The 19,039-nt window shown below is 39.1% G+C and carries 15 protein-coding genes and 1 pseudogene; 14 read left to right on the top strand and 2 right to left on the bottom strand.

Going from position 1 to position 19,039, the window contains the following annotated elements; translation table 11 throughout:
• Window positions 1-529 precede the first annotated feature (529 nt).
• From G580_RS0109180 to G580_RS10800, 12 genes are all read left to right on the top strand, one after another.
• On the top strand, window positions 530-1,627 hold the full coding sequence (locus G580_RS0109180) for a M24 family metallopeptidase (protein WP_028841889.1): 1,098 nt from the start codon (window positions 530-532) through the stop codon (window positions 1,625-1,627).
• A gap of 16 nt (window positions 1,628-1,643) precedes the next feature.
• Window positions 1,644-3,662 carry a ferrous iron transport protein B gene (feoB, locus tag G580_RS0109175; protein ID WP_028841888.1) on the top strand — a complete coding sequence of 673 codons (2,019 nt, stop codon included), beginning with the start codon at window positions 1,644-1,646 and terminating at the stop codon, window positions 3,660-3,662.
• Window positions 3,663-3,716: 54 nt separating this feature from the next.
• Entirely contained in the window at window positions 3,717-5,420 is a 1,704-nt protein-coding gene (locus G580_RS0109170) for an FAD-dependent oxidoreductase (protein WP_028841887.1), read from the top strand.
• Window positions 5,417-6,727 carry a histidine--tRNA ligase gene (gene hisS / locus G580_RS0109165; RefSeq protein WP_028841886.1) on the top strand — a complete coding sequence of 437 codons (1,311 nt, stop codon included), beginning with the start codon at window positions 5,417-5,419 and terminating at the stop codon, window positions 6,725-6,727. Before G580_RS0109170 ends, hisS begins: the two co-directional genes overlap by 4 nt.
• Window positions 6,728-6,730: 3 nt before the next feature.
• Window positions 6,731-8,224, top strand: coding sequence for an anthranilate synthase component I (trpE, locus tag G580_RS0109160; RefSeq protein WP_028841885.1), 1,494 nt, complete (start codon window positions 6,731-6,733; stop codon window positions 8,222-8,224).
• A 4-nt stretch (window positions 8,225-8,228) separates the two neighbouring features.
• Window positions 8,229-8,882, top strand: coding sequence for an anthranilate synthase component II (locus tag G580_RS0109155; RefSeq protein ID WP_028841884.1), 654 nt, complete (start codon window positions 8,229-8,231; stop codon window positions 8,880-8,882).
• 4 nt (window positions 8,883-8,886) lie between these two features.
• Window positions 8,887-9,606 (top strand): lysophospholipid acyltransferase family protein, encoded by a 720-nt coding sequence (locus tag G580_RS10805; RefSeq protein WP_051173342.1) that lies wholly within the window; start codon window positions 8,887-8,889, stop codon window positions 9,604-9,606.
• 7 nt (window positions 9,607-9,613) lie between these two features.
• Window positions 9,614-12,034, top strand: coding sequence for a DNA gyrase subunit A (gyrA, locus tag G580_RS0109145; protein WP_028841883.1), 2,421 nt, complete (start codon window positions 9,614-9,616; stop codon window positions 12,032-12,034).
• A gap of 84 nt (window positions 12,035-12,118) precedes the next feature.
• On the top strand, window positions 12,119-13,225 hold the full coding sequence (locus G580_RS0109140) for an inositol-3-phosphate synthase (RefSeq protein ID WP_028841882.1): 1,107 nt from the start codon (window positions 12,119-12,121) through the stop codon (window positions 13,223-13,225).
• Window positions 13,226-13,237: 12 nt separating this feature from the next.
• Complete coding sequence (locus G580_RS0109135) at window positions 13,238-14,395, top strand: LL-diaminopimelate aminotransferase (protein ID WP_028841881.1); 1,158 nt, start codon at window positions 13,238-13,240, stop codon at window positions 14,393-14,395.
• Window positions 14,396-14,412: 17 nt separating this feature from the next.
• Window positions 14,413-14,898, top strand: coding sequence for a 2-amino-4-hydroxy-6-hydroxymethyldihydropteridine diphosphokinase (gene folK / locus G580_RS0109130; protein WP_028841880.1), 486 nt, complete (start codon window positions 14,413-14,415; stop codon window positions 14,896-14,898).
• Entirely contained in the window at window positions 14,895-15,137 is a 243-nt protein-coding gene (locus tag G580_RS10800) for a YHS domain-containing protein (RefSeq protein ID WP_038042034.1), read from the top strand. The genes folK and G580_RS10800 overlap by 4 nt, the downstream gene beginning before the upstream one ends.
• Here the strand turns inward: G580_RS10800 and G580_RS0109120 are convergent.
• Window positions 15,134-16,165: a rod shape-determining protein gene (locus tag G580_RS0109120; protein ID WP_028841879.1), complete on the bottom strand. Its 1,032-nt coding sequence runs from the start codon at window positions 16,163-16,165 to the stop codon at window positions 15,134-15,136. The genes G580_RS10800 and G580_RS0109120 overlap by 4 nt on opposite strands.
• 105 nt (window positions 16,166-16,270) lie before the next feature.
• Here G580_RS0109120 and G580_RS10795 point away from each other — a divergent pair, with 105 nt between their 5' ends.
• Both G580_RS10795 and G580_RS0109110 read left to right on the top strand, forming a co-directional pair.
• The gene (locus G580_RS10795) at window positions 16,271-18,616 is read left to right on the top strand and encodes a DUF2344 domain-containing protein (protein WP_051173341.1); all 2,346 of its coding nucleotides are present in this window, start codon (window positions 16,271-16,273) and stop codon (window positions 18,614-18,616) included.
• Window positions 18,617-18,655: 39 nt separating this feature from the next.
• Entirely contained in the window at window positions 18,656-18,955 is a 300-nt protein-coding gene (locus G580_RS0109110; RefSeq protein ID WP_028841878.1) for a response regulator, read from the top strand.
• Here the strand turns inward: G580_RS0109110 and G580_RS12015 are convergent.
• Window positions 18,885-19,039, bottom strand: a pseudogene (locus tag G580_RS12015) (IS256 family transposase); the annotation flags it as partial. The gene G580_RS0109110 and the pseudogene G580_RS12015 overlap by 71 nt on opposite strands.

Raw genomic sequence — 19,039 nt, 5'->3', positions numbered from 1 at the left:
CTTGAAACCCTGATAAAATCTAACTTTTTTAAGTTTAGTATAAAACTAAATTTTTAAAAATGACCTTTTGAAACCCTGATGAAATCTATGTTTGAGAGTCAGGGATAACAAAAATTTCCTACATAAAATCAATAACTTACAAGGATACTTTCGGGCAGGTTTAATTGCAAATGAGACTCAATAAAATACCTCTAAAAATACCCTTCTCTATGTCGCATCAAGTCTTGCTTGTAGGGAGGGGTAAAAATTATCCATTTATTTACTAAATATATGTACACACACCCTTGAAAAGGGTATACCATCCCCTTAAAAAACTAACAACTTAACTTCAACCCCTGCCCCGTAGCCTATTCTCTTGTCAAAGACCTAATAACCACTTATTAATTATATAATATATAAAAATTTTTATAAAACAACCCTTTAAAAGACAAAATTTTTAAGTTCAGTTAGATTTTTCTTGTAAAAGCCTAAAATTGTAGTACCTTTTTAATTTAGATTGAAAATCAATTTTGATAAAAGGTAGGTTGAAATGACAAACGAGATAGCACAAAAATTAACCAAGGTAAGGGCTTGTTTTGAGAGATGGGGAGTTGATGGTTTTCTTTTTTCTTCTCAGGCAAACGTATTTTATCTTTCCCACTTTAGGTCAACCAATGCCTATGTTTTGATGACAGGGGATAACGTCTGTTTTCTGACAGATTCTCGTTATATTGAAAAGGCTAAAAAAGAGCTTGCCTCCTGGGAGGTAGTTGAGATTAAAGGAGATACGATAGGGTTCCTTAAGAAGTTTATTCAGAAGGCAGGGGTTAAGCGATTAGGTTTTGAAAAGGATAAGGTAAGCTGTGCTTTTAAGGAAAAGCTTAGAAGTAATAAATTCAAACTGGTGGGGGTGGTTGACCCCCTTGGTTTGATAAGAATGATTAAATCTAAAGAAGAAATCGAGGTTTTAAAAGAAGGGGTTAAAAAGACTGACAAGGTTTTTAACAAGGTTTTACAGGAGATAGAAAGATCTTTTGCAGAAGGTTATCCCATTTCAGAGCTTAAGATAAGAGGTTTTTTAGTGTCGCAGATGTTTATTGTAGGAGGAAGGGGAGAAAGTTTTCCTGCTATAGTTGCCTTTGGAAAAAATAGTTCTGTTCCTCATTGGGAGACTTCAGAAGCTCTTATCGAAAGAAATGGGGTGTTGCTTTTAGACTTTGGGATGGTGTGGAAAGGTTATGCTACTGACTTTACCCGCACGATATATCTTGGGGATCCTCCTGCTGAGTTTGTTAAACTTTACAACATCCTTAAAGATGCATGGTTTTTAGGTTTTGAAAAGGTAAAGGTTGGAGAAAAGGTTGCTGAGATAGACCGTGCCATAAGGGATTATCTTGTTCAAAAGGACCTTGCTAAGTATTTCATCCATGCTACAGGACATGGGATAGGGGTTGAGGTGCACGAAGCACCAAGGGTGATTTACACGGTAGATCCAGACTTAAGGATCGAAGAAGGCATGGTTTTTACGATTGAACCAGGGCTTTATTTTCCGGATAACTTTGGGATAAGGCTTGAAAATATGGTGTTTGTAGAGGGAGGAAGAGGCGAGATCGTTTCTGAGGTGTCTTTAGATTTAATAACTCTTTAAATGCAGGGGGAAATGGATGAAAACCATCAAGGTGGCTTTGATAGGTAATCCTAATGTAGGGAAAACAAGTATTTTAAATCATTTGGTAGGGGCAAATCTTAAGATAGGAAACTGGGCTGGGGTTACCGTTGAGAAGAAAGAGGGGAAGACCTTTTTTCAGGATTATGAGGTCTATTTTGTAGACCTTCCAGGAGTTTATACTCTGGAAGAGGTAGTATCTGAAGACGAAAAGGTAACCTTAGATTTTTTGCTTTCTGGTGACTATGACGTAATCCTTAACGTGATAGAAACCCCAAGGATAGAAAGAGACCTCTATCTTACCTGTCAGCTTTTAGATCTTGGCAAACCTATGGTGCTGGCTTTAAACATGATAGATGAGGCTCAAAAGATAGGGATTTCTATCGATTTAGAGAGGTTGGCAGAGCTTTTAAAGGTTAGGGTGGTAAAAACTGTAGGGAGAACTGGAGAAGGGGTAAAAGAGATTTTGCCTGCTGTGGTTGAGGCTTATGAGAAACAGACTATACCGTTTCAGATCTCTTATCCCCCTGAGTTAGAGGAGAAGGTTAAGGCGTTTAGAGAGTCTACGGGAGAAAACTTGAGTAAATTTGAAACACTACGTTTACTTGAAAGTGAGGCCCAAGAGTTAAGCAGGATTATAAAAGAAAAACGGCTTAGTTTTACCAGAGGAGTAGCTAACGAGGTAGTTAAACGCAAACTTATCCCAAAGGAAAGTCTTACTGAAACGTTAGACAGATTTTTATTGCATCCTTTTTTTGGTTTTTTATCTTTTGGCTTTATCATGTATTTATTCTTTAAAACCTCGTTTGATTTCTCTAAGCCTATCATAGACTGGATAGATGGTTTTTTGCAGGAATTTTTGGCACCTCTTTGTGCTCAGGTTTTAGAAGATTTAGGTGTTTCTGAGTTTTTAAGAAGTTTTATAGCAAACGCGGTTTTTGGTGGGGTAGGGGTGGTGCTTTCTTTTTTACCCTTGATTACGGTTATGTACTTTTTCTTAACCCTTCTTGAAACCTCAGGCTATCTCCCAAGGGTTTCTTTTTTGATGGACAGGTTTACCCATAAGATAGGGTTGCATGGCCAAAGTGTAATCCCTCTTATCCTTGGACTTGGTTGTAACGTCCCTGCTATACTTGCTACCAGGACTTTTCAAGAAACTAAAGATAAACTTTTAGTCATAGCTATGGTGCCTTTTATTTCTTGCCCTGCAAGGCTGGTGGTTTTTTCTTTCTTTGCTTTTGTGTTCTTTCAAAATCCTGTAGCGGTTATCTTGGGATTGTATTTCTTAGGGATTATTTTTTCCGTGTTGACAGGGGTCCTTTTGAGAAAGACCTTATTAAAGAAGGAACTATCTCACTTTGTGATGGACCTTCCTCCTTACAGGATGCCTGCGTGGAGGACAGTCTTTAACATCACCAAGGTTTATGTCAAAGATTTCCTCTATAGGGCAGGGACGGTGATCTTTGGGGTTTCGGTTTTGGTATGGTTGCTTTTAAATCTTCCGATAGGTGAGAAAAACATAGAAAATACCTATGCCGCTAAGCTTGGTAAAGCCTTGAGTTATGTTCTTTCTCCTGTCGGGCTTGGAGATTGGAGGATTAGCACCTCTCTTGTCTCAGGTTTTTTAGCAAGAGAGGCTATTTTAAGTAACTTAGGGGTTATCGTATCTGAAGAGAAAGAAGATGGTTTAGAAAAGATAGACCCAAAGGAAAAAGCCAAAGAGGAGTTCTTTAAACTGGGAGAGGCTTTGAAACAGAGTTTTACCTCTTTGTTTAGTTTTTTCCCTGCTTCTTTTTCTGTAGAAGAGGAAGAAGGCTCTTTGAAAGAAAAAATAAAGGGACTTATGAATTTTAAACAGGCTCTGTCTTTGCTGGTCTTTGTGCTGATCTATAATTCCTGCGCTGCTACTGTTATTACGATGGCAAGAGAAGGTAATGTAAAGTTTGCGTTAGGTTTCTTGGTGTATAGTTTTGTTTTGGCCTGGATGCTTGCTTTTCTTGTTTTCAGATTGGTTTAAAATAATTCATCTTATGTTAAAATGCATAAGAACACTCTTTGGGAGGGGACTTAAATGCGAGTTTTAGTGATAGGAGCTGTAGCTTGTGGGACGAGAGCTGCCTGCAGGCTTAAAAGGTTGCGTCCAGATGCAGAAATCCTGATGATAGACCAGGATCAGTACATCTCCTATGGTGGTTGCGGTATGCCCTATTATCTTACTGGAGACGTATCTCACATAGATGAATTAAGAAGAACTACCTTTCATGCTATAAGAGACGAAAGGTTTTTTAAAGAAGCTAAAGGTATAGAGGTCTTAACAAGGGTTAAGGCAGAAGAGATAGATAGGAGAAAAAAGACCGTAAAGGTTAGATGGTTAGACACAGGTAAGACCGAAGAGATAGGTTATGACAAACTGGTACTTGCTACCGGCACTAAACCAAAGGTTCCTCCTATTCCTGGGGTTGACCTTGAGGGGGTGCATACCCTTTCTAATCTCCATGATGCTATCAGGATTAAAGAAAAACTTGTTAAGGGAGAGGTTAAAAACCCTCTGGTTATAGGGGCTGGTTTTATAGGACTTGAGGTAGTAGAGGCTTTTGGGGAGTCCTGGGGGCTTCCTGTAACCCTTTTAGAATACTTTCCTCAGGTGTTGCCAAGGCTTATCGATCCTGTGCTTTCAAGGATTATAGAAAATCACTTGAGGAAAAAGGGGGTTAAGGTAGTTTTAAATGCCAGGATTAAAGAAATCGTAGGGAAAAACGGGAAGGTAGTAGGGGTCAGGACAGAAGATGGGTTTTATCCTGCAGACCTGGTTCTCTTAGCTACAGGAGTCATCCCTAACACTGACCTTGCAAAACAGGCAGGTCTTCTGGTCTCTCCTCTTACCGGTGGGATCGTGGTTAACGAAAGGATGCAAACCTCAGACCCAGATATATACGCCGGTGGAGACTGCGTAGAGGTAGTCCATTTGATCACCGGTAAAAGGATGCTCATGCCTCAAGGGTCTTTAGCTAACAAACAAGGAAGGGTTATAGGCACTAATCTTGCAGGAGGATATGCCAGGTTTAAAGGCACCATCGGTGCTTTTATTTTAAAGTGTTTTGACATGTCTATAGGTGGCTGTGGGATTAGTTTAGGGGTAGCTAAAGCAGAGGGGTTTGTAGATGCAACCTATGCCCTTAACATCCAGCACGAAAGGGCTCATTTCTTTTCTATAGGCTGTTCCTATTATAACTTAGTGTTTGATAAAAGGACAGGTAAGGTTTTGGGTTTTCAGTCTGTAGGGCCCTATACTGATGGTACTTTGGCCAGGGTGCATGCCATGTCAACCTTGTTGTTAGAAAAACCTTCGGTGGCAGATTTAGTAGAGCTTGAGTTGGCCTACTCACCACCTTTTAACACAGCTCTTGACCCGATTAACGTTGTGGGGCATGTGGCAGAAAATTTGATTTTTGAAAGGTTTAAACCGATAGAGTGGGAGGAGGTTTTAAGAAGATTAAGGGAAAGGGACCGAGATTTGTTGATAGTAGACGTAAGAACCCCAGAAGAAGCCAAAGAGATGGTACAGAGGTATCCCAACTGGATTAACCTTCCCTATCAAGGAGCAAAGGAAGCGATAAAAACCCTTCCCAAGGATAAGGACTTGGTGGTGGTTTGTAGTGTGGGAACGAGGTCTTATGAGGTGGTACGCTGGTTAAAGGCCGAAGGATATACCAGAGTGTTTATGCCTATGGGTGGGGTTGTGCTTGCTAAATCCTGGGGAGAAGATGTTAGATGAAGCTGCAGGCAGTAAGAGGTTTTAAGGACTGGTTGCCTGAAGATTTCGTAAAGTATGAATATTTGATAGAAAAAGCGCGGCTATGGTGTAAACTTTTTAATTTTAAAGAGATTAAAATCCCTATACTTGAAAAAACAGAGCTTTTTGTAAGGTCCATAGGAGAGGTCACCGATATCGTTCAAAAGGAAACCTATTCTTTTGAAGACAGAAACAAAGACTGGTTGACCTTACGTCCTGAGGCTACCGCAGGAATCTGTCGGATGGTTATAGAGCATGGTTTGTATGTAAGGCCTAAGCCTTTGAAGTTTTTTACCATAGGCCCGATGTTTCGTCATGAACGCCCTCAAAAGGGAAGATTAAGGGAGTTTTTTCAGATAGACCTTGAAGTTTTTTCAGAGTTGAATCCTTATTTAGAGGCAGAAGTTATCTTTCTTGCCTTAAAGATTTTAAAAAGTCCTTTGCCTAAAGAATCTGATCAGCTTTATACGTTAGAACTAAATACCCTCGGTTGTCCTGAGTGTAGGCCTAAATATAGGGAGGCGCTGTTATCCTTTCTTAGAGAGCATAAAGATGAGGTTTGCGAGACCTGTAAAGAGAGGATCGAGAGAAACCCTTTAAGGGTGCTTGATTGTAAAAATGAGGGCTGTAAAAAGGTCGTTTCAGGAAGTCCTTTGATTACAGATTTCTTATGCGAAGACTGCAAAACACACTTTCAGGAGCTTAAGGAGGCCTTGGAATCCTTAGACATCGAGTTTTCTCTAAACCCAAGGTTGGTAAGGGGTTTAGACTATTATGTGAGGACTATCTTTGAGATTAAGGCTAAAGGTTTAGGGGCTCAGGATACGGTGTGTGCTGGCGGTAGATATGATTATCTCGTTAAAGAACTTGGTGGACCGGAGTTGCCGGCTATAGGGTTTGCTATAGGACTTGAAAGATGGGCTATTTCACTTTTCGGAGACGAAGAAAATAAGGGACTTCTTGACCCAAATACACTTACAGAAAAACTTTGTCCTGACCTTTATCTGGTATTTTTAGGTAAACCTTTGATAAAACAAGGAGTAATCCTTTCTCAGAAGCTCAGAGAAAAAGGTCTAAGATGTGAGACAACCTATGAAGAAAAGTCTTTAAAAGCGCAGCTAAAAAATGCGGATAAACTTGGGGCTAATTTTGTCCTGATTTTAGGAGAAAAAGAGTGGGCTGAGAAAAGAGCTGTTTTTAGAGATTTAAAGAAAAGTGCCCAGAAAGAGATAGGTTTTGATGGTTTAGATGACCTTGTGGCGAAAGTGGTTAAAGAGGTAAAGGGATAGTCTATGAGCTTAAAGGTTTTTCCAGAGAAAGAGGTCTTTATAGACCTTGCCAAAAAGCACAACCTTGTTCCCGTTTATACTGAAGTTGCCTGTGATTTAGACACACCTATATCTCTTTTTTATAAAATAGGAGAAGGCTCTTATTCCTTTTTGCTTGAGAGTTTAGAAGGAGGGGAAAAGTGGGCAAGGTATAGTTTTATAGGAATAGACCCTTACTTAGTGTTTAAAAGCAAAGGAAATCAGATAAACCTTTTAGAAAAACAAGGGGATAGGTTAGTTTCTAAACAAGAATTTTTTAGTGATAATCCTTTTTATGAATTAAGAAAATTTATCAAAAAGATAGATTGTGCTGTTTTAGATGGATTACCCCGGTTTTTTGGAGGGGCTGTTGGTTTTATAGGTTATGAAGTGGTCAGGCTTTTTGAAAAGATCCCTGTAGGGGAAGATGTGCTTGGTTTTTCTGACCTACATTTTATGTTTCCTGAAGTGGTTTTAATCTATGATAGGTTTAAACATACCTTGAAAATTGTATATAACGCAAATATAGACTTAAACGAGGACCCTTCTAAAATCTATCAGAAAGCTATACACAGGTTAAGTGAAATAAAACATCGCCTCTCAGGTTTTTACTCAAACGGTCAGTCTGTTGAAAAAGTTAACGTTTCTTCTCCTCAACCTGAGATCACAAAAGAAGAATTTTGTTCGATGGTAGAGCAGGCTAAAAGGTATATTTTAGAAGGAGACATCATTCAGGTGGTGCTTTCTCAACGGTTTAGGTTTAGGTCACAAGGATCTCCTTTTCTTTTTTATCGGGCGTTAAGAAAGATAAACCCTTCTCCTTATCTTTTCTTTTTAAAGCTTGATGATGAGGTGCTTATCGGTTCTTCTCCAGAGATTTTAGTGAGGATGGAAGGTAGTTTGGTTGAAACTCGCCCGATTGCTGGGACAAGAAGAAGAGGTAAAACCGAAAAAGAAGATAAGGAGTTAGAAGAGGATTTAAAAAGAGATGAAAAGGAGCTTGCTGAACATATCATGCTGGTTGACCTTGGGAGAAACGACCTGGGTAGGGTTTGTAAGTATGGAAGTGTAGAGGTTTATGAGTTGATGGTGGTAGAGAGGTATTCTCATGTGATGCACCTTGTGTCTGGGGTGAAAGGAGAGGTCTTACCAGGTTTAGATATGTTTGACGTGTTTGCTGCTACCTTTCCTGCAGGTACTGTGTCTGGAGCCCCTAAGATAAGGGCGATGGAGATTATCTCTGAGCTTGAAAAAACGGTCAGAGGTCCTTATGCAGGTGCGGTAGGTTATTTTGGTTTTTCAGGTAACATGGACTTTTGCATTACCATAAGAACTCTCTTTCAGAAGGGAGAGCTGTGTTATTTGCAGGCTGGAGCAGGGATTGTGGCTGATTCTGACCCTGAAAAAGAATATGAAGAAACTTTAAACAAAGCTAAAGCTATTTTTAAAGCTATAGAAACCTTAGGAGAATTTTGTTAAAAAAATGAAAAGGATAATCGTAATTGACAACTACGATTCTTTTACCTATAATCTGGTTCAACTTATCGGGATTATGCTTGAAAAACTTTGGGGAGGAGAGATAAAGGTTTTTAGAAATGATGCTATTTCTGCAGAAGAGGTACTTAAGTTAAAGCCGGATTATTTAGTGATTTCGCCAGGCCCGTGTACCCCTAAGGAGGCAGGAATTTCAGTGGAACTTATCAAAAAGGCAGCAGGTAAAGTCCCGATTTTAGGGGTTTGTTTGGGGCACCAAAGCATAGGGTATGCTTTTGGGGCAAAGATAGTTAAAGCTAAAAGGCTTATGCATGGAAAAGTTTCCCAAATTTATCATGACGGTAAAGGAGTTTTTACCGGACTTCCTAATCCTTTTCAGGCTATGCGTTATCATTCCTTAGCCATAGACCCAGGAACCTTGCCGGAGTATTTTGAGGTTACCGCTCGGGCTGAAGACGGTGAGATTATGGGAATAAGGCATAAAGAATATCCTATAGAAGGGGTACAGTTCCATCCAGAGTCTATCGGTACCTCTCTTGAGAGATGGATGAAGTATTCTCTACCCCCTAAGGATTGGGATTTTTCTAAAGAGGACCTACCAGAAGGGGTGATACTTTTAAGAAATTTCTTTACCGTTTATTGAGATTATGGAAAAGGTGGCTGAGGTTCTAAGAAATTTTTTGTGCTGGGTCTATTGTTTAGTAACCGTTCCTGTTTTCGGAAGTTTAGCTTTATTGATAAGAAAACATTTTTGGGCAAGAGTCTGGTGTAAGGGGTTGTTAAAGGTTTTAGGGATAGAGATAAAGGTCTACCAAGAGGTAGATTTACCTAAGGGTAATTATGTTTTTATGAGTAATCATCAGAGTCAACTCGATATCCCAGTTTTAGAAAAGGTGCTTGAACCTTATAACATAAGGTTTTTAGCCAAAAAAAGTCTTTTTAACATCCCTTTTTTTGGATGGGGATTAAAGGCGTTAGGATATGTGCCTGTGGAAAGAGAAGACCCTAAGGAGGGGTTTAAAAGTATCTTAGCCTGCGTAGAAAGGTTAAAAGAAGGGGTTTCTCTGGTAGTTTTTCCTGAAGGTACACGAAGTAAGGACGGAGATCTTTTGCCTTTTAAGCTTGGGGGGTTTTTAATCCCGATTAAAGCTCAGGTGAAGGTAGTGCCTGTTTCTCTGTGGGGGACAAAAGATATTTTACCTAAGGGGTCTCTTTGGTTAAAGGTAGGAAAAAGAAGGAAGGTAGGGGTTTATTTAGGAGCACCTATAGAGACTACTGGTTTGTCTTTAAGGGATAAACAGGTTTTAGCTCAACAGGTAAAAGAGTCAATTTTAAAAGGGATAGAGTACCTTAAGAAGGAGGGCTAAGTAAGGTATGTCAGAAGTAGTAGCAGTTTCTTTAGAAGAAGAACTCAAAGAAGCTTATTTAGACTATGCGATGAGTGTTATTGTGGGTAGAGCTCTTCCTGACGTAAGGGATGGATTAAAGCCTGTGCAAAGAAGAATTCTTTATGCTATGTATGAAACAGGGAACGACTGGAACAAGCCCTACAAAAAAAGTGCAAGAATTGTGGGAGAGGTTATTGGTAAATACCATCCTCATGGGGACATGCCTGTTTATGAGTCTATCGTAAGGATGGCTCAAGATTTTACCATGAGATATCCTCTTATAGATGGCCAGGGGAACTTTGGGTCTATCGACGGGGATGCCCCTGCTGCGATGAGATATACTGAGGTAAGGCTTGCTAAGATAGCCCATGAACTTTTGGCAGATATAGAAAAAGAAACGGTAGAGTTTGCACCTAACTATGATAACACCTTGAAAGAACCTTTGGTTTTACCTTCCAAAATACCTAATCTTTTGATAAACGGTTCATCAGGAATCGCGGTTGGTATGGCAACCAACATCCCACCTCACAACCTTTCTGAAGTAATCGATGGACTGCTTTTCCTTTTGAGAAATCCTGAGGCATCAGTAGAAGATTTGATGCAATATATAAAAGGTCCAGACTTTCCTACCGGAGCCTATATCGTAGGCACTGAAGGCATAAAACAGGCCTATACCACAGGAAGAGGTAGTTTAAAGCTTAAGGCTAAGCATAAGATAGAACGAGAAAAAGATAAGGTTAGGATAGTTTTTGACGAAATCCCCTATCAGGTTAGCAAAGCTAAGGTGGTAGAAAAGATAGCTCAGTTGGCTAAAGATAAGAAAATCGAGGGGATCGCAGAAGTAAGAGATGAGTCTGACAGAGAGGGTATAAGAATTGTGATTGAACTTAAGAAAGAATGGGGAAACGCCCCTTATACCATCTTAAAAAAGATCTACGAGATGACTCCTCTTCAGACCTCGTTTGGTGTTATCATGTTGGCTTTGGTTAACGGTAAACCAGAGGTCCTTACTCTTAAGGATATCTTACAAAACTTCTTAAACTGGAGAAAGACGGTTGTTATAAGAAGGACGCAATATGACCTTAGGAAATCTAAGGAAAGACTTCATATTTTAGAAGGTTTTTTAAAGGCCCTCTCTCATATAGACGAAATCATAGAACTTATCAAGAAATCTCAAACTCCTAAGGAAGCAAAAGAAGCCCTTATAAAAAGGTTTGATTTTAGCGAGATACAAGCTCAAGAGATTTTAAACCTAAGACTTCAAAGGCTGACAGCCTTAGAAAGAGAAAAGATACTCTTGGAATATGAGGATATCAAAAGGGCCATAAGTTATTATGAGAAAATCCTAACTCACGAACCTACGCTTTTGGCTGTAATAGAAGAAGAATTAAAGGAAATAAGGGAAAAATATGGAGACCAGAGAAAGACTCAGATTATTTTAGAAGATGAGGCTGAAGAAGTAAGCCAGGAAGAGAAGTTACCTTCAGAAGAGGTTTTGTTTTTGATAAGTGAAGAAGGTTATGTTAGAAAGCTTCCTTTAGAACTTTTCAGCCCGCAAAAAAGAGGGGGAAAAGGTAGTTTGGCCTTTACCTCTGAAGAGAGGTTAAAAGTTGCCATACAAACAGAGGCTAAAGCGTTTTTATGGATTTTTACAGAAGACGGGAAGGTATACCCATTTGACCTTAGAGAGCTTTCCTTTTCCGGAAAAACGGTTAAGGGAACTCATATCAAGAATTTGCTCCCTAACCTGGAAAGTCCTGTGTGTTTTGTGCTTCCACCTGCTGAAGAAGGAAATTTAGTTTTGGCAACAGCCAAAGGTATCGTTAAAAAACTTGAGGTAGAAGAACTAAAAAACCTAAGAAAAAACGGTCTTATAGTGATAAACCTAAAAAAAGGAGATAGACTTTGTAAGGGTGTAATTACCAACGGTAAAGATCGTCTGCTTTTTTTGACCAAGAAAGGGATGAGCCTTCATTTTGAGGAAAAGGAACTTGGTGTAACCAAAAGGCAGGCTGAAGGGGTAATAGGTATTAGGTTAGACGCAAACGATGAAGTTTTAGGATTGATAAAGACCTCTTCTCAAGGATATCTTTTTACGATCACAGAAAAAGGTTTTGGTAAAAAAACCCCGTTTTCTGAGTTTAGGCTACAAGGAAGAGGAGGAAAGGGTATCATAGCTCACGGAGTAAACGAAAAAACAGGATATTTAGCAGATGGGGTGGCTACTTTTGAAAAAGAAGACTTTGTGGTTTTTTCAAGTTCTGGTAAAGCAATAAGGATTTCCTCGCAAGATGTGCCTCAGCAAGGGAGGTCTACCAAAGGAGTAAGGATTATAACGTTGTTGCCTGGAGAAATAGTGATGGGAATAACTCCTATAAGGATAGAAGAAAAAACTGGAGAAATTTAAACTGAATAAACACTGTTGGATTGATATTATCATGGTTTATGATATTTTTATAAAGTCGAAAAATTGTTTTAGGAGGACTATATAATGTCTAAGACTGTAAAGGTGGCTATTGCTGGGGTAGGAAACTGTGCAAGTTCTTTAGTCCAAGGGGTTTTTTATTATAAAGAGGCAGATCTTTCGAAGATTCATGGTATCATGTTTGCTAAAATAGGAGATTATAAGCCTTCAGACATAGAATTTGTGGCTGCCTGGGATGTAGACGCAAGAAAGGTAGGTAAAGATTTGTCTGAGGCTATCTTTAGCCCTCCTAATTGTACTGCTATTTTTTACAGAGACGTTCCCAAGCTTAACGTGAAAGTAAGGAAAGGTAAGGTTTTAGACGGTGTGGCTAATCATATGTCTAATTTCCCTGAGGATAAAAGTTTTCAAGTTTCTCCAGAAAAAGAAGACAGTTTGGAAGACATGGTGGCTGTTCTTAAGGAAACCCAGGCAGACGTGTTGATAAACTATGTGCCAGTAGGGTCTGAACAGGCAGCCAGGTTTTATGCCGAGGTTTGTTTAAAGGCAGGGGTTGCTTTTGTAAACGCCATGCCCACCTTTATAGTTTCAGACCCTGAATGGGGAGCAAAGTTTGAAAAAGAAGGCATCCCTGCGGTGGGAGATGACATAAAATCTCAGCTTGGTGCAACCATCTTACATAGAACGTTGGTTCAGCTCTTTGTAGACAGAGGTATTCCTTTAAAAAGGACTTATCAGTTAAACTTTGGTGGAAACACTGACTTTTTAAACATGTTAGAAAGAGACCGTTTAAAAACTAAAAAGATCTCTAAGACCGAGGCAGTAACCAGTCTTTTACCTTATGACATAGGGTGGGAAAACGTGCATATAGGTCCTTCAGACTGGGTTCCCTGGTTAAAGGACAAAAAAATTGCCTATATCAGGCTTGAGGGGGAACATTTTGGGGGAGTTCCTCTTTCTGTAGAGGTTAAGTTAGAGGTAGAAGATTCTCCTAACTCTGCAGGGTCAGCCTTAGATGCGATAAGATGTGCTAAGCTTGCTAAAGATAGAGGTGTGGGTGGTCCTTTAATTTCCATCTCTGCTTATACGATGAAACATCCTCCTAAACAGTTCCCTGATCATATAGCCAGAGAGATGGTTTTAGAATTTATCGAAGGGAAAAGAGAACGATAAAGGAGGTTTAAAATGGAACTTTCTAACAGATTAAAAAAAGTTCCTCCCTATCTTTTTGTGGAGATAGACCGTTTGAAATCAGAAAAACTTAAAGAAGGGGCAGATGTTATAGACCTTGGCATAGGAGATCCTGACTTACCTACTCCCGATGAAATCGTAGAGGTAGCCAAAAAAGCTTTGGAAAAACCAGAGCATCATAAATATCCCTCAAACGCAGGAGCAATTTTTTACCGTAAAGCCTGTGCAGATTACATGAAAAGACGTTTTGGGCTTGATTTTGACCCTGCAACCGAAGTAACCACCCTGATAGGGTCTAAGGAAGGCATAGCTCATTTTCCGATAGCTTTTATAAATCCAGGTGACGTAGTCCTCTGTCCAGATCCTGGGTATCCGGTTTATCACTTAGGGGCTATTTTTACCGACGGAGAGCCTTTTTATCTCCCTCTCACCTGGGAAAACGATTTCTTGCCAGATTTTACAAAAGTTCCTACACAGATCTTAGAAAGAACTAAAATTTTATGGTTAAACTACCCTAACAACCCTACCGGTGCCACGGCTTCTAAGGAGTTCTTCAAAGAGGTTATAGCCCTTGCTAAAAGGTATGACTTTATCGTGGCTCACGATGCCGCTTATATAGAAATGTATTATGAAGAGCCTCCGGCAAGTATCTTTGAGGTTGAAGGAGCTAAAGAGGTAGCTATAGAATTTCATAGTTTATCTAAGACCTTTTGTATGACAGGTTGGAGGATAGGTTTTGCGGTAGGTAATGCCACTTTTGTTTCTGCTTTAGCTAAGGTAAAGAGCAACATAGATTCAGGAGCCTTTACAGCCATACAGGAAGCAGGGGCTTATGCGTTAAATAATCTTGAGAACATAACCCCTTCTTTGGTTAAGGTGTTTAAGGAAAGAAGAGACTTTTTATGTGTAGAACTTGAACGCCTGGGATATCAGTTAAAAAAGCCTTCTGCTACCTTTTATCTTTGGGTAAAGGTTCCAGGAGGGATGGATTCAAAAGAGTTTTGTAAAAAGGTTTTACAGGATTTAGCAATAGTGGTAACCCCTGGTATAGGTTTTGGTTCTGCTGGGGAAGGCTATTTTAGAATAGCCCTTACGGTAGACATTCAAAGGTTAAAGGAGGCAGTAGAGAGGTTATCTACCCTCAAGTTTTAAAAAAGGCGGTTCTTAGTTTGGGGTCAAACTTAGGTAACCGACGAGAAAATCTAAAACAAGCGATATTTTGTTTACAACAGATAGGGGTAAAAATTAAGGCTATTTCAAGTATTTACGAAACTTCACCCTGGGGGTTTACAACCCCCTATTCTTTTTACAATCTGATAGCTTTAGTAGAAACCTCTTTATCCCCTTTTGCCCTTCTTTTTGAGGTCAAAAAGATCGAGGCCACCCTGGGAAAGATCCCAAGGATTACTCAAGGAGATTATCAGGACCGTTTTATCGACATCGACCTCATTTTTTATGAGGACCTAACCTTAGAGACGACCGTTTTAACCCTCCCTCATCCTTTAGCACACTTAAGAGATTTTGTTATGATCCCGGTGGTTGAACTTATTCCAGACTTGGTACACCCTGTGTTAAGAAAAACTTTAAAAGAGATTTTTGAAGAAAAAAGAAATCTTTTTGCAAAAAACGTAAAAAAGATAGGTGTGCTGCGATGAAACTTTTTTTGATATTAGTGTTGGTTTTGTTAGTATATTATCTTTATTTTAAAAAACGGAAAAAAGTTGTAAGGGCAAAGGATGAAAAAAGAGTGGCAGACTTGGTTTTTGACGAAGCCTGCCAGACCTACGTAAAAAAAGAAGAAGCCTTAAAGATAGAAGTTCAAGGCAAAACCTACTATTTTTGCTCTAAAGCCTGTGCAGAAAAGTTTTTAGCTAAGACCAAGAACCTTTCTTAAGCTTGAACCATCACCTCTTTTAGCCTGTCTATCTCATCAAGGGCTTTGCCTGCTCCTAAGGCTACACAATGAAGAGGATTTTCTGCTATACTTACGTTAAGCCCGGTTTCTTTTTGAATAAGTTTGTCTAAATTTTTAAGCAAAGCCCCACCTCCGCTTAAAACAATCCCTCGGTCTACCATGTCAGCCGCTAACTCAGGAGGAGTATCTTCTAACACCTGTTTTATCACCTGGATTATCATGTCAACAGGTTCTTTGATAGCCTCCTGTATCTCCTTAGAGGTAATAATAATAGTTTTAGGTATCCCTGTGACCAGATCCCTTCCTTTTATTTCCATCGTAGCATAAGGTTCTTCAGGTAAAACATCTCCTACGTTGATTTTTATCTGTTCTGCTGTAGCATCTCCTATCAAAAGGTTGTATTTCTTTTTGATATAACTTGCGATAGCCTCATCTATTTTGTCCCCTGCAACTTTAAGGGAATGGCTGACCACTATTCCTCCAAGGGAGATAACAGCTACCTCGGTTGTTCCTCCTCCGATGTCTACGATCATGTTAGCCACCGGTTCAGTCACCGGAAGTCCTGCCCCTATGGCTGCTGCCATGGGCTCTTCTATCAGATATACCTCTCTTGCCCCGGCGGTTTCTGCACTTTCTTTTACCGCCCTCCTTTCAACCTGGGTGGTCCCAGAAGGTACACTTATGATAATCCTTGGTTTTACAAAATATCCCCTGTTGTGCACCTTCTGAATAAAGTATCTGATCATCGCTTCTGTTACCTCAAAATCCGCTATAACCCCTTCTCTTAAAGGCCTTATAGCCTTAATGCTTCCAGGAGTTTTTCCCACCATCTTTTTAGCTTCTTCTCCTACAGCTATTACCTTTTTAAACCTTCCATCTTCTTTAACCGCTACTACAGAGGGTTCACTAAGGATGATCCCTCTGCCTTTTAGGTAGATAAGGGTGTTCGCAGTCCCTAAATCTATAGCCATATCTTTAGAAAACCAACTAAAAAATTTTGCTAACATCTCTTTAACCTCTTAAAATTTAGTTTTATAAATTTTAAAACTTTTTTTTAATTTTAAAAGTTTGTGGTAAGTTTTAAAAATAAACTTTAAATAGGAAAAGTGGAAATGACTGACTATCCTTATCAAATACTTATAAACATTAAAAGACCTTCTCGGTACTTAGGAGAAGAACCTTTTTTTAAAAAGAAAGACTGGGAAAATACAGTTCTAAAGGTTTGCTTTTGCTACCCAGACCTCTATGAAATAGGTCGTTCCCATTTAGGGATTAACATTTTAGCTTATTTGGTCAACCAGAAAAAAGAATATTTAGCAGACTTAGGTTTTGCTGTAGCCCTTGACTTAGAAAACGCCTTAAAGACTAAAGGCTATCCTTTATTAAGTTGGAACTATCGAAAACCTCTTAGAGATTTTGACATCATAGGTATAAGCTATGCTTACGAGCTTTCAGCTACCGGGATTTTACAGATATTAGACCTTGCCGGAGTTCCTCTAAAGGCCCAAAACAGAGAACGAAATGACCCCATGGTTTTAGGGGGAGGTCCAAGTTGTGGAAATCCAGAGCCTGTAGCAGAGTTTTTTGATGCTTTTATCATAGGAGACGCAGAAGAGGCTATTTTTGAGGTGTTTGAGGTTTATAAAAACTGGAAAAATAGTGGAAAGTCTCGTACCACCCTCTGGGAAGAACTAACAAAAATAGAGGGAGTTTATGTTCCTTTGATAAAAAACCAGGTGAAAAGAAGGATTTTAAAGGATTTAAACTTGGAAACCTTGATCTGGGAGTTTGGGATCCCTGTAATCGAGCTTTCTCACGACCGAATCCCTATGGAAATTTCAAGAGGTTGTACCAGGGGATGTCGTTTTTGCGAGGCAAGTTTTTACTATCGCCCTGTAAGAGAAAAAGCCCCGGTTTATCTGCTAACCCAGATAAAGAAAAATTTTCTAACTACCGGGATTACAGAAGCCTCTTTGATGAGCCTTTCTGCTGGAGATTATACCGCACTAAAAGCGTTGGTAAAAAAACTAAAAGAAGAGTTTTATCTAAACACACCTTGTAGAAAGTATTCATTTTCTCTTCCCTCTTTAAGGGTAGGCAGCATCGATGAGGAAATTTTAGAGTTTATAAAACTTGGAAGAAAAACCGGCCTTACCTTTGCCCCAGAAGCAGGAACAGAAAGGCTGAGAAGGGTGATAAATAAAGATATAGATATTACTCAGCTTACAGAAGACATAAAACTTGCCAAAAAACATGGTTGGACCAAGGTCAAACTTTATTTTATGATCGGCCTCCCCACAGAAAAAGAAGAAGATTTAGAAGGCATCTATCAGCTTTTTCGAACCCTTAGAAAAGAGGTCCCCCAAATTAGTATCACCGTCTCAGTTTCAACGTTTATCCCTAAACCTCATACTCCATTTCAATGGGAAAGGCAGATTTCCTTAGAAGAAACCTATGAGAAAATTAAATTTTTAAAAAGAAAGTTAGGGAAGAACCTTCGGTACCATCATCCTGAGCAAAGTTTTCTCGAAGGAGTGATTGCCAGAGGAGATAGAACCATAGGTTTGGTGATAGAAAGAGCTTATCAGAAAGGGGCAAGATTTGATAGCTGGAAAGACTTTTTTAACTTAAGCCTTTGGGTTGAGGCTGCTAAAGAGTTTGGGGTTGACCTAAATACCTACCTAAGAGAAAGGTCTTTAGAAGAAATTCTCCCTTGGGAGCATATAGACCTGAGAGTTTCTAAAGAATATTTAATAAAAGAAAGAACCAAGGCTTACCAAGGTGAAATTACTAAAGATTGTAGGTTTGATCGATGCAGTAAGTGCGGGGTTTGTAATAAAGAAATTAAAAATTTATTGAGCAAAAAAGACCTCGAAGAAGTAAGGTTAGGTATAGAGAATAAACTTTCCCCTCCATCTAAAGAGCTTAAAGAATGTTGGTATGAGATTTATTATACCAAAAAAGATAAGGCTGTTTTTCTTTCTCAGCTTGAGGTGATAAGGCTCTTTGTGTTGGTCTTAAACAAACTTGGATTCCCCTTGGTTTATACCTCAGGTTTTCACCCACATCCTAAAATAGTCGTGGATGATGCCCTACCTATAGGTGTTTTTGCTGAGAAGGAAACCATCGGTTTAGCCATGTATGAGCCAGGTCTTTCTCCCAAATTGCAAGGATTAGAGTTTTACCCAGGTCTTCGTATCGTTAAAGTAGTAGAAAGACAAGAAAAACCAAGTTTAAAAAGAGAGGAAAAAGTCTACAAAATCGAACCTTTAACAGAAAAAGAACTCTGGTTAAAGAGGTTTGCTACCTTTAACTTTCCAGAAGGCACAGAGATTGAAATAAAAAAACAAGAAGTTTGGGTTAGAGTTTATATTCCTAACTTTTCTCTGTTAAAATTTTTAAGACAAAATTTCGAACTTGACAATCCGCTTTCGGTTTTTAAAATTGTTAAATATTAATTTAATAATAAAATAAAATAAACATTAAGTGCTTATACGATGCAAGATTCGTTGCCTTGTCAAAAGAATAAGATTCTTTTAGTAGATGATGATAGGATTATATTAAAGGCTGTCTCCAAACTTATTTCTCAAAGGCTTTCTCTACCGGTAATTACTGCAGAAAACCTATCAGACACCCAAACCTGGTTGGAGAAGGAAAGGCAAAACATCGGGCTTGCGGTATGTGATTACCATCTCCCAGATGCAGAAAAAGGCGAGGCGACACTTGTCAAGAGAATTGTGTCTCCTTATAAAATCTCTTTACAAACATTTGCCTCAATTCGTATAAAGCAGACTTAATTAAAGGAAGTGGTTTTTGCCATCTCGTTTTCTGAATCCGACTTACTGTTATGTATATCGCAACCTCTGCTGTCTTGATTGATT

This window comes from Thermodesulfobacterium hveragerdense DSM 12571 (assembly GCF_000423845.1).
GTDB classification, from domain to species: Bacteria; Desulfobacterota; Thermodesulfobacteria; order Thermodesulfobacteriales; family Thermodesulfobacteriaceae; genus Thermodesulfobacterium; species Thermodesulfobacterium hveragerdense.
The sequence above is the reverse complement of the archived record's forward strand: the minus strand, read 5'-3'. Positions and strand labels throughout refer to the sequence as shown.

Excerpts from the sequence above, each read along its gene's own strand:
- feoB (WP_028841888.1), top strand. The coding sequence starts at position 1,644 with ATGAAAACCATCAAGGTGGCTTTGATAGGTAATCCTAATGTAGGGAAA.
- G580_RS0109120 (WP_028841879.1), bottom strand. The coding sequence starts at position 16,165 with ATGTTAGCAAAATTTTTTAGTTGGTTTTCTAAAGATATGGCTATAGAT.
- G580_RS0109155 (WP_028841884.1), top strand. The coding sequence starts at position 8,229 with ATGAAAAGGATAATCGTAATTGACAACTACGATTCTTTTACCTATAAT.
- hisS (WP_028841886.1), top strand. The coding sequence starts at position 5,417 with ATGAAGCTGCAGGCAGTAAGAGGTTTTAAGGACTGGTTGCCTGAAGAT.
- G580_RS10805 (WP_051173342.1), top strand. The coding sequence starts at position 8,887 with ATGGAAAAGGTGGCTGAGGTTCTAAGAAATTTTTTGTGCTGGGTCTAT.
- G580_RS0109180 (WP_028841889.1), top strand. The coding sequence starts at position 530 with ATGACAAACGAGATAGCACAAAAATTAACCAAGGTAAGGGCTTGTTTT.
- G580_RS0109135 (WP_028841881.1), top strand. The coding sequence starts at position 13,238 with ATGGAACTTTCTAACAGATTAAAAAAAGTTCCTCCCTATCTTTTTGTG.
- G580_RS10800 (WP_038042034.1), top strand. The coding sequence starts at position 14,895 with ATGAAACTTTTTTTGATATTAGTGTTGGTTTTGTTAGTATATTATCTT.
- G580_RS0109110 (WP_028841878.1), top strand. The coding sequence starts at position 18,656 with ATGCAAGATTCGTTGCCTTGTCAAAAGAATAAGATTCTTTTAGTAGAT.
- trpE (WP_028841885.1), top strand. The coding sequence starts at position 6,731 with ATGAGCTTAAAGGTTTTTCCAGAGAAAGAGGTCTTTATAGACCTTGCC.
- G580_RS0109140 (WP_028841882.1), top strand. The coding sequence starts at position 12,119 with ATGTCTAAGACTGTAAAGGTGGCTATTGCTGGGGTAGGAAACTGTGCA.
- gyrA (WP_028841883.1), top strand. The coding sequence starts at position 9,614 with ATGTCAGAAGTAGTAGCAGTTTCTTTAGAAGAAGAACTCAAAGAAGCT.
- G580_RS10795 (WP_051173341.1), top strand. The coding sequence starts at position 16,271 with ATGACTGACTATCCTTATCAAATACTTATAAACATTAAAAGACCTTCT.
- G580_RS0109170 (WP_028841887.1), top strand. The coding sequence starts at position 3,717 with ATGCGAGTTTTAGTGATAGGAGCTGTAGCTTGTGGGACGAGAGCTGCC.